This is a genomic window from Micromonospora sp. DT62 (assembly GCF_049847285.1).
GTDB lineage: Bacteria > Actinomycetota > Actinomycetes > Mycobacteriales > Micromonosporaceae > Micromonospora > Micromonospora reichwaldensis.
In genome coordinates this window covers 288,266-303,584 of sequence record NZ_JBNCOB010000003.1, presented here as the reverse complement: position 1 = coordinate 303,584, position 15,319 = coordinate 288,266, and the positions used below count along the sequence as shown (strand labels likewise).

4 protein-coding genes are annotated in these 15,319 nt (G+C 74.5%); 3 read left to right on the top strand and 1 reads right to left on the bottom strand.

Features of this window, described 5'->3' with window-relative positions:
• Nucleotides 1–6: 6 nt before the first annotated feature.
• On the bottom strand, nucleotides 7–225 hold the full coding sequence (locus ACPXCB_RS06970; RefSeq protein WP_091630286.1) for an MbtH family protein: 219 nt from the start codon (nucleotides 223–225) through the stop codon (nucleotides 7–9).
• 218 nt (nucleotides 226–443) lie between these two features.
• Here ACPXCB_RS06970 and ACPXCB_RS06965 point away from each other — a divergent pair, with 218 nt between their 5' ends.
• From ACPXCB_RS06965 to ACPXCB_RS06955, 3 genes are all read left to right on the top strand, one after another.
• On the top strand, nucleotides 444–1,439 hold the full coding sequence (locus ACPXCB_RS06965) for a TauD/TfdA family dioxygenase (protein ID WP_425873239.1): 996 nt from the start codon (nucleotides 444–446) through the stop codon (nucleotides 1,437–1,439).
• Between the two features lie 139 nt (nucleotides 1,440–1,578).
• Nucleotides 1,579–8,169 (top strand): amino acid adenylation domain-containing protein, encoded by a 6,591-nt coding sequence (locus ACPXCB_RS06960; protein ID WP_425873423.1) that lies wholly within the window; start codon nucleotides 1,579–1,581, stop codon nucleotides 8,167–8,169.
• Nucleotides 8,166–15,290 carry an amino acid adenylation domain-containing protein gene (locus ACPXCB_RS06955; RefSeq protein WP_425873237.1) on the top strand — a complete coding sequence of 2,375 codons (7,125 nt, stop codon included), beginning with the start codon at nucleotides 8,166–8,168 and terminating at the stop codon, nucleotides 15,288–15,290. The genes ACPXCB_RS06960 and ACPXCB_RS06955 overlap by 4 nt, the downstream gene beginning before the upstream one ends.
• The last annotated feature ends 29 nt before the right edge of the window (nucleotides 15,291–15,319 follow it).

Below are 15,319 nucleotides of genomic sequence, written 5' to 3'. Positions count from 1 at the left end.
TCACGACTACCGGCCCGCCGCCTGCTCCATGCGCCGGCGCAGGCTGAGCGGGCGCATGTCGGTCCACACCTCGTCGATCCGCTTCAGGCACTCCTCGCGGGTGCCCTCGGTGCCCTCCGCGCGCCACCCCAGCGGCAGCTCCCGATCGCCCAGCCAGATCGAGTACTGCTCCTCGTCGTTCACCACGACCCGGTACGCGCGCTCATCGGTGTTCTCGTCGGACATGCCGGCTCCTCCTCGGGAAAGGGCAGCCGTGTCGTACGACACGACACTGGTCCCACTGCCGGTCACACCCTGCCGGGACGCCGATCGCCGTACGTAGAGAAGAACTGGCAGAAAAACGCGTACGAGCCTTGCCGGGGATTCTCTTTCTGACCCGTGCCTCAGCGGAGAGGCTGAGCCGTGCCGCGTGACCGGCAGCCCAGAGGCCGACAGGAGAAGCGATGAGTACGCCCCGGATGACGGTGCCGCCGCTGCCGCGCGGGCCGGCTGAGAAGCCGCTTCCGTTCGTCCTGACCGCCGGTGCGCCGGGGGAGCCGATCGGCGGGCGGCTGGCCGCCGACCGGGCCGCGATCCGGGCCCGGCTGCGTGAGCACGGGGCCGTCCTGCTGCGCGGGTTCGACGTCGGCGGGGTGGCCGGCTTCGAGGAGGTGGTCCGGGCGCTCTCCGGTGAGCCGCTGGACTACGCCGAGCGCTCGTCGCCCCGCAGCACCATCCAGGGGCGGGTCTACACCTCGACGGACTTTCCGCCGGCCGAGGAGATCTTCCTGCACAACGAGAACTCCTACCAGGCCGACTGGCCCATGGCGCTGTACTTCTACTGCCTGCGGACGCCGGCCACCCTGGGCGCCACCCCGCTCGCCGACACCCGCCTGGTGCGCCAGCGCATCGACCCGGCGGTGTGCGCCGAGTTCGTCGCCCGGGGCTGGCTGGTGGTGCGCAACTTCCACGAGGGCTTCGGCGTGCCCTGGCAGCGGGCGTTCAACACCGACGACCGGGACGAGGTGTCGCGCTACTGCGCCCGCAGCGGCATCGAGGTGGAGTGGACCGGCTCGGGGCTGCGTACCCGCGCCCGACGCGACGCCGTGCACCGGCACCCGGGCACCGGTGAGCTGCTCTGGTTCAACCACGTGACCTTCTTCCACGTGACCACGCTGGCCGAGGAGGTCTGCGCCGGGCTGCGGGAACTGTTCGACGAGACCGAGCTGCCCACGAACACCTACTACGGCGACGGCGGGCGGATCCCCGACGACGTGGTGGCCCACCTGCGGGACTGCTACCGGGCGGCCCAGCGGCGCTTCGACTGGCAGCGCGACGACGTCCTGGTGGTGGACAACATGCTCGCCGCGCACGCCCGGGAACCGTTCACCGGCGACCGCAGGATCGCCGTGGCGATGGCCGAGCCGTACAGCGCGGCGGCCGGCGCGGCCCCGGGGTGACCGTCGGCGGTGTGCCGGGGACCCTCGCGCACACCGAACCAACTCCCCACGGCATCGCAGCGATGCCCGGCCCGGACACGGAGGCGAAAGACCCATGGCAGACGGCGACAGCCGGTACGTCGGCACCGGCGGGGCGGTGCTGTCCGATCACGAGGGCGGCCACGCCGTGTCGTCGGCGCAGGAGCAGCTCTGGTTCGTCGACCAGCTGCGCTCCGGTGCCAGCGAGTATCTCCTGCACCAGGCGGTACGGGTGCGCGGCCCGCTCGACGCCACGGCGCTGCGGGCCGCGCTGAGCGGGATCAGCGCGCGACACGAGATCCTGCGGACCCGGTACGACACGGTGGACGGGCGTGCCGTGCAGGTGATCGACCCGCCCGGCCCGGTCGACGTCGACGTCGTCGACCTGGGCGACTCGCCGGCCGGTGACCGGGACGGCCGCCTCGACGAGGTGCTGGAGGCCACCCTCGACGCCCCGTTCGACCTGCGTGGGGACGCGCCGCTGCGGGCCCGGCTGATCCGCTGCGCGGCCGATGACCACGTCCTGCTGTTGGTGGTGCACCACATCGCCTTCGACGGCTGGTCCTGGGGCGTGCTCGCCAGGGAACTGCACACCCTCTACGGGGCGTTCGTCGCCGGCCGGCCCAGCCCGCTGCCGCCGCTGCCCGTGCAGTACGCGGACTTCGCCGCCTGGCAGCGCGAGAACTGGCTGTCGGGGCCGCACGTCGACGCCCAGGTCGGCTACTGGCGGGAGCGGCTGTCCGGGCTCGGCCCGCTCGACCTGCCGACCGACCGGCCCCGGCCCGCGCACTGGCGGGCCGCCGGCGACGGCCTCACCTTCACCGTGCCGGCGGACCTGGCGACCGCCCTGACCCGGCTCGGCGCGGACCGGGGTGCCACCCCCTTCATGGTCTTCCTCGCCGCCTTCCAGCTCCTGCTCGGCCGGTACGCCGGTCAGAGCGACGTGGCGGTCGGGGTGTCGGTGGCCGGGCGGCACGAGGTCGAGCTGGAGGACCTGATCGGCCTCTTCGTCAACACCGTCGTGCTCCGGGCCGACCTGGCCGCCCCGGCGTGCTTCCTCGACCTGCTCGACCAGGTCCGCAGCACCACCCTGGACGCCTACGACAACCAGCAGGTGCCGTTCGACCGGATCGTCGCCGAGCTGTCCCCGGAGCGGGACCTGTCCCGCAACCCGCTGTTCCAGGTGGGGTTCGGGCTGCACAATGCCGACCGGGCCGCCTTCGCCCTGCCCGGCCTGGCCGTCACCGAGCAGCCCACCTCGTGGACCTCGGCCGCGTTCGACCTCTCCCTGCAACTGGTGGGGCGGCCGGACGGCTCGTACCACGGGGAGGTGGTCTTCCCCACCGCGCTGTTCGACGGCCCCCGGGTGCACCGCATGGTCGCCAACTACCTGCACCTGCTGACCACCGTCGTCACCGCCGGCCAGGTCCCCCTGGACGAGCTGGACCTGCTGGCCCCCCGGGAGCGCCGGGAGATGCTCGGCGAGTGGGGCCGGGGCGCCGACCGGCCCGCGGGCCCGGGGCTGCCGGAGCTCTTCCTCGCCCAGGCGGCGGCGACCCCCGACGCGACCGCGCTGATCGCCGACGACGGCACCGAGGTCGGCTACGCCGAGCTGGCCGGCCGCGCCCGGAAGCTCGCCGCGCACCTGCACACCGTCGGCGTTCGCGTCGGCGCCCCGGTCGGGGTCGCGGTGCACCGCGGGCCGGACCTGGTGACCGCGCTGCTCGGGGTGCTGCTCGCCGGCGGTGTCTACGTGCCCCTCGCCCCCGACCAGCCGGTCGACCGGCTGGAGTTCATGGCGGCCGACGCCGGGGTGTCGGCGGTGGTCACCGAGTCGGCCCTGCGGGGCCTGCTGCCGGCCGGTGACGCCCCGGTGGTCCTCGTCGACGCCGCTTCCGGCGCCGGGACCGACGCCGAGGGTGACCGCAGCACTGAGGGCGACCGCAGCACCGAGGCTGGCCCGGACACCGGGACCGGGGCCGGTCGCGGTGACGGCACCGCGACGGTGTCGGTGCCGGCCACCGACCCCGACGCCGCCGCCTACGTCATGTACACCTCCGGATCGACCGGGCGGCCCAAGGGCGTGGTGGTCACCCACGCCGGCATCCGCAACCGGGTGCTGTGGTCGGTCGAGCAGTACCGGCTCACCGCCGCCGACCGGGTGCTCCAGAAGACCGCCCTCGGCTTCGACGCCTCCATGTGGGAGTTCCTGGCGCCACTGGTCAGCGGCGGCGCGGTCGTCCTGGCCGCCCCGGACGCCCACCGTGACCCGGGCGCGATGCTGCGGGCGATGCGGGACCACGGCGTGACGGTGCTGCAACTGGTGCCGTCCGTGCTGCGGGTGCTGCTGCACGAGACCGACCTGTCGGGCTGTGCCGCGCTGCGGCTGGTCTGCTCCGCGGGGGAGCCGCTGCCGGCGGCGCTCTGCGAGCAGCTTCGGGCCCTGCTGCCCGTGGAGGTCTGGAACACCTACGGCCCCACCGAGTGCGCGATCGACGCGACCGCCTGGCGTTACCGCGGTGACGAGGCAACGGAGATCGTCCCGATCGGCCGGCCGCTGCCCGGCTGCACCGTCCTGGTCCTCGACGCCGACGACCGGCCGGCGCCGGTCGGGGTGGCCGGCCAGCTCTGCCTCGGCGGGGTCGGCCTGGCGCGGGGCTACCTGGGCCGGCCCGCCCTGACCGGGGAGAAGTTCACCCCCGACCCGTACGGCCGCACGCCGGGGGAGCGCCTGTACCGGACCGGGGACCTGGCCCGGTGGCGCGACGACGGCAGCCTGGAGTACCTGGGCCGCCTCGACCACCAGATCAAACTGCACGGGGTACGCATCGAGCCGGGTGAGGTCGAGGCGGCCCTGCGGCGGCACCCCACCGTCGACGCGGCGGTGGTGACCCTGCACCGGCCGCCGTCGGGCGACGCGGAGCTGGTCGCGTACGTGGTCCCCGCCGCCGGTGCCCGGATCGATCCGGACGGGCTGCGCGACGCGCTCGCCGACCGGCTGCCCGCCGCGCTGGTCCCGTCCACCGTGATCAGCCTGGACGCCCTCCCGCTGACCGCGAACGGAAAACTGGACCGCGCGGCCCTGCCCGCGCCCGACGGCCCCGGCCCCGGTGCCGACCGGAGGTACCTGCCGCCGGCCACCGACACCGAGCGGGCCGTCGCCGGGATCTGGGCCGAGCTGCTCGGCGTCGAGCGGATCGGCCGGGACGACAACTTCTTCACCCTCGGCGGCCACTCCCTGCTCGCCATCCGGGGCGTGCTCCGGGTGCGCCGGGCACTCGACGTGGAGCTGACCGTCGGGCAGCTCTTCACCGCCCCCACCGTCGCCCAACTCGCCGCCCTGGTCGACGAGGCCCGACCCGGCGCCGGGTCCACCGACGAGCCGGCCGACGCGGCGATCCGGCCGGTGACGCGGGACGGGAAGCTGCCGCTCTCCCTCGGCCAGCGCCGGCTGTGGTTCCTGGACCAGCTCGAACCGGGCAGCCTCGAATACCTGATCCCGATCTCGATGCGGCTGACCGGCCCGTTGGACGTGGCGGTGTTCCGGCGGGTGCTGGACGAGGTGGTCAACCGGCACGAGATCCTGCGTACCCGCTACCACTCGGTCGACGGCGAGCCGGTGCAGGTGGTCGACCCGCCGGGACCGGTCGGGTGGGAGCTGGTCGACCTCAGCGGCGCCCCGGAGGTCGTCGACGGTGCCGAGGTGCTGCTGCGGGTCGCGGCCGGCCGGCCCTTCGACCTGGCCACCGAACGTCCGATCCGGGCCCAGGTGATCCGGGTCGCCGCCGACGAGCACCTGGTCGCGCTGACCATGCACCACATCGCGTTCGACGTCTGGTCGATGGACATCCTCCTGCGCGAACTCGACACCCTCTACCGCAGATACGCGCGGGGCGGCGCGGCGACCGCACTGCCCGACCTGCCCGTGCAGTACGCGGACTTCGCCGCCTGGGAGACGGCCCGCCAGGACAGCCCCGAACTGGACGCGCAGCTCGCCTACTGGTCCCGGCAACTGGCCGGGTCGACCCCGCTGGAGCTGCCCACCGACCGGCCCCGCCCGGCGCTGCGGGACCCGGCCGGTGACAACGTCGTCGTCGACGTGCCGACCGACGTCGGTCGGGCGCTGGCCGAGCTGGGCAACCGGGAGGGCGCCACCCTGTTCATGGTGCTGCTGGCGGCCTTCCAGGTCCTGCTCGGCCGGTACGCCCGGCAGCACGACGTGGCCGTCGGCACCCCCGTCGCCGGCCGGACCCGGCAGGAGACCGAGGACCTGCTCGGCTTCTTCGTCAACAACCTGGTGATGCGCGCCGAACTGGTCGACGACCAGCCCTTCCCGGTCCTGCTCGACCAGGTGCGCCGCACCGTGACGGACGCGTTCCGCAACCAGGACGTCGCCTTCGAGCGGCTGGTCGACGCGCTGCGGCCGGACCGGGACCTGTCCCGCAATCCGCTGTTCCAGGTGATGTTCGAACTGCAACACCTGGAGCGGATGACCGCGACCCTCGGCCCGACCACCATCGAGCACGTCGACAGCTCCTTCCCGGTGGCCAAGTTCGACCTCACCCTCTCCGTGGAGCAGCACCCGGACGGCCGGCTGCGCTGCTGGTTCGAGTACGCCACCGCGCTCTGGGACCGCCCCAGCATCGAGCGGATGGCCGGGCACTACCTGCACCTGCTCGCCCAGGTGGCGACCGCGCCGGGAACCGCCCTGCGTGACCTGACCCTGCCCACCGGCGCGGAGCGGACGTACCTCCTCGGGCCGTTGGCCGGCGAGCCGGTCGCGCCCGCCGGGCCGCTGCGCGCCGCCGAGGCCGCCGGGCCGCTGCGCGCCGCCGAGGCCGCTGGGCCGCTGCGCGTCGCCGAGCCCGCCGGCACCGGCGTGGTGGAGCGGTTCGGCCGGCGGGTCCGGCAGCACCCGGACGTCGTGGCGGTGGAGTTCGACGGCCGGCGGCTGACCTTCGCCGAGCTGGACACCCGGGCCAACCACCTCGCCCACCACCTGCGCGAACTCGGGGTGCGCCCGGAGGTCCCGGTCGCGGTCTGCCTGGAACGCGGCCTGGAGGTGGTGGTCACGCTGCTCGCGGTGCTCAAGGCGGGCGGGGTGTACCTCCCGGTCGACCCGGACCACCCCACCGAGCGGCTGCGGTTCATGCTCGCCGACGCGAGGGCCGCGGTGGTGGTCACCGAGCAGGGCTTCGCCGACCGGGTCGCCGCCGACGGGGTGACCGTGGTCGCCGTGGACGCCGACCGGGCGGTGATCGCCGGTCGGGACGGCACCGCGCCGGACCCGTCGACCGGGTCGGACGATCTCGCCTACGTCATCTACACCTCGGGCTCCACCGGGCGGCCCAAGGGCGTGATGATCCCGCACGGCGCGTACGCCCACCACTGCGAGGTCATCGCCCGCGCGTACGACATCGACCCCGGCGACCGGGTGGTGCTGCTCTCCGCGCTCACCTTCGACGTGGCGATGGACGGCATGATGGCCACCCTGCTGGCCGGGGCGACCCTGGTGGTCAGCGACCCGGTCTTCTGGAGCCCGGCCGAGCTGCCGGACCGGCTCGCCCGGCACCGGATCACCCACATGGAGATCACCCCCGCCTACTACCGGGAGGTGATGGACGCCCTGCCGGCCGGCGACGAGCGGCTGCGGCACCTGAAGCTGATGAACGTCGGCAGCGACGTGGTCACCGTCGCCGACGCCCGGCGCTGGGCGGCCACCGGACTGCCCGGCCGGTTCCTGGTCAACTACGGCCCGACCGAGGCCACCGTCACCTGCCTGCTGCACCCGGTCGCGGGCGACCCGCCCGGCGAGCGGAACGAGGCCCTGCCGATCGGCCGCCCGGTCCCCGGCACCCGGACCTACGTGGTCGACGAACACCTGGACCCCGTCCCGGTCGGGGTGCCCGGTGAGCTGCTGCTCGGCGGGGTACGGCTGGCCCGGGGCTACCTGGGCCGGCCCGCACTGACCGCCGACAGGTTCGTGCCCGACCCGTTCGGCGCCGCCCCCGGCGGCCGGCTCTACCGCAGCGGCGACCTGGTCCGGTACCGGAAGGACGGGACGATCGAGTTCCTCGGCCGGATCGACCAGCAGGTCAAGATCCGGGGTTTCCGGATGGAGCTCGGCGAGATCGAGTCGGCCCTGGCCGAGCACCCGGCGGTCCGCGCGGTCGCGGTGGTGGCCCGCGAGACCCAGCCGGGGGAGAAGGGCCTGGTCGCCTACCTGGTCTGCCGGGACGGCACCCCGCCGGCGGTCGGCGAACTCCGGGCCCACCTGCGCGACCGGCTGCCGGACTACATGGTGCCGGCCCAGTGGATGGTGCTGGACGCACTGCCGTTGACCACCAGCAAGAAGGTCGACCGCCGGGCACTGCCCGCCCCGACACCCGTGCGCGCCGACCTCGGCCGGGCGTACGAGGCACCCCGTACCCCGTTGGAGGGGGCCGTGGCCGACATCTGGGCCACCGTGCTGGAGGTCGACCGGGTCGGCGTCCACGACGACTTCTTCGACCTCGGCGGTCACTCGCTGCTCGCCACCCGGGTGCTCGCGCACCTGCGGCAGAGCTTCGACCTCGACCTGCCGCTGCGCCTGCTGTTCGAGCAGACCACCGTGGCCGACCTCGCCGACGCGGTGCACACGGCCATCGAAAACGAGATCTCACGGCTTTCCGACGCCGAGGTGGCGGAACTGCTGAAGGAGGGCAACCTGTGACCGCCAGCCACACCCCGAGCGCGTCCCCGCGACAGGAACTGCTCCAGCGGCGCCTGCGTGGTGCCGGTCGGGCCCGCCGGGCCGACACCATCGCCCCGGCGCCCCGCACCGGCCCGCTGCCGCTCTCCTTCGGGCAGCACCGGCTCTGGGTGCTCGACCAGTTGCAGCCCGGCGGCACCGGTTACCTGATGTCTGTCGGCCTGCGGCTGCGCGGGACGCCGCGCGCCGACGCGCTGCGCCGGGCGTTGACCGAACTGGTCGCCCGGCACGAGATCCTGCGGACCCGGTACGTCGTCGTCGACGGCGAGCCGGCACAGGTCGTCGACCCGCCCGCCCCGGTCGAGTTGACGACGACCGACCTCGGCCACACCGACCGGGAGACGGCCCGGCAGCGCCTCACCGCGCTGCTCGGCGCGCCGGACCCGGTCGACCTGGCCGCCGGCCCGGCGCTGCGGGCCCGGCTGGTCCGCCTCGCCGGGGACGAGCACGCCCTGGCGCTCACCATGCACCACATCTCCTCCGACGGCTGGTCCGAGGGGATCATCCTGCGCGAACTGGCCGCCCTGTACGACGCGTTCGTCGCCGGCCGGCCCTCCCCGCTGACCCCGCTGCCCATCCAGTACGCGGACTTCGCGGTCTGGCAGCGGACCCGCTCCGCCGGGGACCGGCTGGACCGGCAGCTCGACCACTGGCGGGACCGGCTGGCCGGGCTGACGCCGTTGGAACTGCCGACCGACCGGCCCCGGCCAGCGGTGTGGAACCCGGACGGCGGGCTGGTCACGTTCACGGTGCCGGCCGCCCTCGCCGGCCGGCTGCGTGACCTGGGCCGGGCGTCGAACGCCACCCCGTTCATGGTGCTGCTGGCCGCGTTCCAGCTCCTGCTGGCCCGCCACACCGGGCAGACCGACGTCGCGGTGGGCACCCCGGCCGCCGGCCGGGACCGCCTGGAGACGCACGGCCTGGTCGGGCTCTTCCTCAACACGCTGGTGCTGCGGACGGACCTGTCCGGCGAGCCGACCTTCGTCGAGGTGCTGGCCCGGGTCCGGGAGGCGGTGCTGGACGCGCAGTCCCACCAGGACGTGCCGTTCGAGCGGATCGTGGACGCGCTGTCCCCGGAGCGCGACCTGTCGCGCAACCCGCTGTTCCAGACCATGTTCCTCTTCCAGGAGGGCGGGTCGGCCGGCTTCGACGCGGGCGGCCTGGTGGGGGAGGAGCTTGACGCCGGCCCGACCACGGCGAAGTTCGACCTGACGCTCGGGCTGACCGAGGAGGCGGACGGCTCCCTCTCCGGCGGGGTGGACTTCCCGACGGCGCTGTTCGACGACGCGACCGTGCGGCGGCTGGCCGGGCACTACCAGCGGTTGCTGAGCGCCGTCGTCGCCGACCCGGACGCCCCGGTCACCCGGCTGCCCCTGCTCACCGACGCCGAGACCGCCCAACTCGCGGCGTGGAACGACACCGCCGTCGACCACCCCCGGCACACCCTGACCGGGCTGCTGGACACGCAGGCGGCCCGTACGCCCGACGCGGTCGCGCTGCGCTTCGACGGCGCGGAACTGTCGTACGGCCGGCTGCACGCCGAGGCCGCCGTCCTCGCGCGGCGTCTGCGCGACGCCGGGGTCGGGCCGGAGTCCGTCGTGGCCGTCTGCCTGCCGCGCGGCCTGGACCTGATGCGGGCGCTGGTGGCGGTCCTGAAGGCCGGCGCCGCCTACCTGCCGCTGGACCCGGACCTGCCGGCGCGGCGGCGCGCCTTCATGGTGCGCGACTCGGGCGCCCAGCTCGTGATCGACGAGGACTTCCTGGCCGCCGCCGAGGAGGACAACTCCGCCGACGGCGACCCGCAACCGTCGGCGGAGATCACGCCCGGGCACGCCGCCTACCTCATCTACACCTCCGGGTCGACCGGCCGGCCCAAGGGCGCCCTGATCGAGCACGGCGCGATCGTCAACCGCCTGCGGTGGATGCAGGACGCCTACCGCCTCGACGCCTCGGACCGGGTGCTGCAGAAGACGCCGGTCGGGTTCGACGTGTCGGTGTGGGAGCTCTTCTGGCCGTTGATCACCGGCGCGACGCTGGTCCTCGCCCGCCCCGGCGGGCACCGCGATCCCGCGTACCTGGCCGACGTGATCCGCACGGAGGGGATCACCACCGTCCACTTCGTACCATCGATGCTGCGGGCCTTCCTGGCCGAGCCCGTCGGGGCGCTGCCGTCCCTGCGGCGGCTGATCTGCAGCGGCGAGGCGCTGCCGCCCGACCTGGCCGAGCGGGTGCACGAGCGGATCGGCTGCGAGCTGCACAACCTGTACGGCCCCACGGAGACCGCGGTCGACGTCACCGCGGCGCGGTGCGAGCCCGGCGAGCCGGTCACCATCGGCCGCCCGATCGCCAACACCACCGCCCACATCGTCGACGCCGCCGGGCAGCCTGTCCCGGTCGGCGTGCCCGGCGAGCTGCTGATCGGTGGCGTGCAGCTCGCCCGGGGCTACCTGGGCCGGGCCGCGCTGACCGCCGAACGGTTCGTCCCCGACCCGTTCGCCGCCGCGCCGGGGCGGCGCCTGTACCGCACCGGTGACCTGGCCCGCTACCGTCCCGACGGCAGCATCGAGTACCTGGGCCGGATCGACCACCAGGTGAAGATCCGCGGCCAGCGCGTCGAGTTCGGCGAGGTCGAGGCCCTGCTGTACGAGGCCCCCGGCGTCACCGCGGCGGCGGTGGCCGTCCACGACGAGCAGCTCGTCGGCTACCTCGTCGGGCCGGAGACCGTCGAGCGGGTGCGCGCGTACCTGGTCGACCGCCTGCCGGACGCGATGGTCCCGGCCCGCTGGACGATCCTGCCCGCCCTGCCGCTGACCGCCAGCGGCAAGGTGGACCGCCGCGCCCTGCCGGCACCCGAGGCGGCGCCGGTCACGCAGGGCGGCGCCCACGTCGCCCCCCGCGACGAGACCGAGGAGCGGATCGCCGACGCGTTCGGCGTGGCGCTCGGCCTCGACACGGTCGGCGTGACGGAGAGCTTCTTCCTGCTCGGCGGCGACTCGATGCGGGCGATCCGGATGGTGGGGCTGCTGCGTGCGGCCGGGCTCACCGTGTCGGTCCAGGACCTGTTCACGCACCAGAGCGTGGCCGAGCTGGCGGGCGTGGCCGTGCGGACCGGGCCGGCCGAGGAGACCGAGTCGACCGTCGGCCGGTTCGCGCTGGTGGGCGACGCGGACCGCAGCCGACTGCCGGACGGGCTCGTCGACGCCTATCCGATCACCCAGAACCAGGCGGGCATGCTGTTCGAGATGCTCTCCGGCGGCGACCGGCCGGTCTACCGCAACGTCTCCTGCTACGGGATCACCGACCAGCAGCCCTTCTCCCTGGACGCGCTGCGGGAGGCCGGCCGGCTGCTCACGGACCGGCACGAGATCCTGCGTACGTCGTTCGACCTGTCCCACTACTCCGAGCTGATGCAGCTTGTCCACGCGTCGGTCGACCTGCCGATCGGCTACGACGACCTGCGCGGGCTGCGGCCCGACGCGCAGGAGGAGGCCGTACGCGCACACCTGCGGGCCGAGCGCGTCCGGCCGTTCGACATCACCACGGCGCCGCTGCTGCGCTACCACGTGCACCAGCTCGGCGACTGCGAATGGCGGCTGACCCACTCGGAGAGCCACGCGATCCTCGACGGCTGGAGCCACACCTCCACGGTCGCGATGCTGATCTCGCTGTACCGGACGCTGCGCCGGGGCGAGCGGCCCGCTCTGCCGCCACCGCCGGCGGTGCGCTTCGCCGACCTCGTCGCCCGCGAGCGCGCGTCCCTCGCCTCGGCGACGGACCGTGGCTTCTGGGCGGCGACCGTGGCCGGGTCGGACCGGCTCGAACTCCCGCCGGAGTGGGGCACCGGGTCGGACGCCCCGGCGAACATCGTCGAGGTGCCGTGGGCCGACCTGCGTCCCGCACTGCGCCGGCTCTCCGCCGCCGCCGGCACCTCCCTGAAGAGCGTGCTGCACGCCGCGCACCTCAAGGTGCTGAGCATCGTCACCGGCCGGCAGCGCTTCTTCACCGGCCTGCTGTGCAACGGCCGGCCCGAGCGGCTGCGCGGCGACGAGGTCTTCGGCATGTACCTCAACACCGTGCCGTTCGCCGCCGACACCTCCGCCCGCACCTGGCGCGCCCTGGTGCAGGCCGTCTTCGCCGGCGAGGCGCGCCTCTGGCCGCACCGCCGCTACCCGCTGCCGGCCATGCAACGCCAGTGGGGCAACGGCACGCCACTGCTGCGGGTCGGCTTCTCGTACCTGGACTTCCACGTGCTCGACGGTCCCGCCGAGTCGGTCGGGATGGTCGACGACTTCAGCCCGAGCAGCGTCGGGCTGGACGTGTGGACCTTCCCGGGAGTCCTGCGGCTGGGCGCCCGACCCGCCGACATCGACCGGCCGTACCTCGAACTGCTGGCCCGGACCTACCGGCACGTGCTGGAGGCGATGGCCGCCGACCCGGACGGCGACACGGACGTCGGCCTGAGCGTCGCCGACCGGACCTGGGCGGTCGAGGCGTACCAGCCCGTCGAGCCGTTCCCGGCGGCCCCGTTCGTCCACGACCTCGTCGCCCGGCGCGCGGCCGCCGCGCCCGCCGCGGTGGCGGTACGGCACGGCGACGCCACGCTCACCTACGGGCAGCTCGACGACCGGTCCGACCGGCTCGCCGCGCGCCTGGGAGAGCTGGGCGTCCGGCCCGACACGGTCGTCGGCATCCACCTGCCCCGCGGGATCGACCTCATCGTCGCGATGCTGGCCGTCCTCAAGGCCGGCGGGGCGTACCTGCCGCTCGATCCGGCCTATCCCGCCGAGCGGGTCGGCGACATGGTCCGCGACGCGGCGCCCGTGGTCGTGCTGACCGACGGCGACCTGGCCCCGCGACTGCCGTGCACGGCCGCGACGGTGCTGGTCGCCGACCTCGCGAACGGCCGGCCCCGGGCGGCCTACCCGCCGGCGGTACGGCTCAGCGGGGACAACCTCGCCTACGTCATCTACACGTCGGGCTCCACCGGGCGGCCCAAGGGCGTCGCGGTCACCCACCGCGCCGTGCTCAACTTCTGCCACGCCCAGCGGCGGGTCCTGGACGCGCACGCCGGGGACGAGGTGCTCCAGTTCGCCTCGCCCAGCTTCGACGCCTCGGTCTGGGAGATCCTGCTGGCCCTCGCCAACGGCGCGGCGCTGGTGCTGCCCCCGCCGGACGCCGACCCCGGCGACCTGCGCCGCCACGCGGCCGAGCTCACCCACATGACCCTGCCGCCGCCGCTGCTGGACCGCCTCGACCCGGCCGCCTTCCCGCGCCTGCGGGTGCTGGTCACCGGCGGCGAGGCGTGCACGGCCGAGCAGGCGGCGCGGTGGGCCGACCGGGTTCGCGTCCTGCACGCGTACGGGCCCACCGAGACCACCGTCGTCGCCACCATCGCCGAGCTGCGGGCCACGGACACGGCACCGCCGCCGATCGGGCTCCCGCTGGACAACGTGCGCGCCTACGTCGTCGACGACGAACTGCGCCTGCTGCCCCCCGGCGTACGCGGGGAACTGGTCCTCGGCGGGGCGGGCGTGGTGCGCGGGTACCTCAACCGGCCGGCGCTCACCGCCGAGCGGTTCGTGCCGGACCCGTACGCGTCGCGACCGGGCGAGCGCATGTACCGCACCGGCGACGTGGTCTCCCGCGACCCCGACGGCATCCTGCACTTCCACGGGCGCCGCGACCACCAGGTCAAGGTTCGCGGGTTCCGGATCGAGCTCGGCGAGATCGAGCACGCCCTCGCCGCCCACCCGGCGGTCGCCGCCGCCGTGGTCGCCGTGCACCGCGCCGGCACCCCGGACGCCTCGCTCGTCGCCTACACCCGCCCCGCGGACGGGACCGCGGCGTCCCCGGCCGAGCTGCGCGACCACCTGCGGGAGCGGTTGCCGCAGCACCTCGTCCCGCACCACTACCTGGCCGTGGACGACTTCCCGTACACCCGCAACGGCAAGGTCGACCGGGCCGCCCTCCCGGCGCCGGACGGCTCGCGGCCGGTGACGGACGTCGAGTACGTCGCGCCGCGCTCGGACGTCGAGAGGCACATCGCCACGGCCTGGAGCGAGGCGCTCGGCATCGAGCGGATCGGTGTGCACGACGACTTCTTCGCCCTCGGCGGCCACTCGCTGGCGATGATGCGACTGACCGCGACGCTGCGCAGCCGGCACGGCTACGAGCTGACGTTCGGCTCGTTCGTCGAGCACCGCACCGTCGCCGGGCTGGCCGCGACACTTCAGGACCCGGCGGCGACGGCCGGCGCGATGATGTGGCTGCGACGCGGTGGCGACGGCCGGCCCCCGCTGTTCTGCGTGCACCCCGGTGGCGGCAGCGCCCACTGGTACCTGCGCCTGGCCCCGCACCTGCACCCGGACCAGCCGGTCGCGGCGTTCGAATGGCCGGGCCCGCACCCGGGGGGCACGCCCACCACGGCGCAGATGGCCGAACGCTACGGCGACGAACTCCGCCGGGCCCAGCCGCACGGGCCGTACCGGCTGTTCAGCTGGTGCGGCGGCAGCGGCATCGCCAGCGAGATGGCCCACCGGCTGGTCGAGGACGGGCACGAGGTGACGCTGATCCTGCTCGACCCGGGCCTGGACATCCACACCCGCGCCGACGCCTGGCGCGAACTCACCCTGATCCGCCGCCTCGAACTGCTGCTGCACGAGGTGGGCGCCGGTGGCGACGAGGCCGACACGCCGCAACGCCGCCGGGAGATCCTCGACCTGCTCGAACACCTCGTCGACGACGTCGACGAGGAGACCGGCATCGCGCTGCCCGAGCGCGGCGTGGGGGACTCGTGGCCGCGGCAGGTACGGATCTGGCGCGAGGTCATGGAGGTGGACGTCGAGTACCGGCACCGGCCCTGGCCGGGTCGGCTGGAACTGATCGTCAGCGACGAACTCGCCGACGGCCAGCACGAGGTCACCTCCGGCCAGAGCTACCCGGACTACCTGGCGCGCTGGGAGGAGCTCTGCACCGGCGGCGTGCGGGTGCACCGGGTGCCGGGCGACCACTTCAGCGTCATCAAGCCGCCGCACGTCACCACGCTCGCCCGCGTCATCGCCGACGTGCTGGGTGAGGGCTGACCGTCTGTCACGGATGCCGGCCGCGCCCG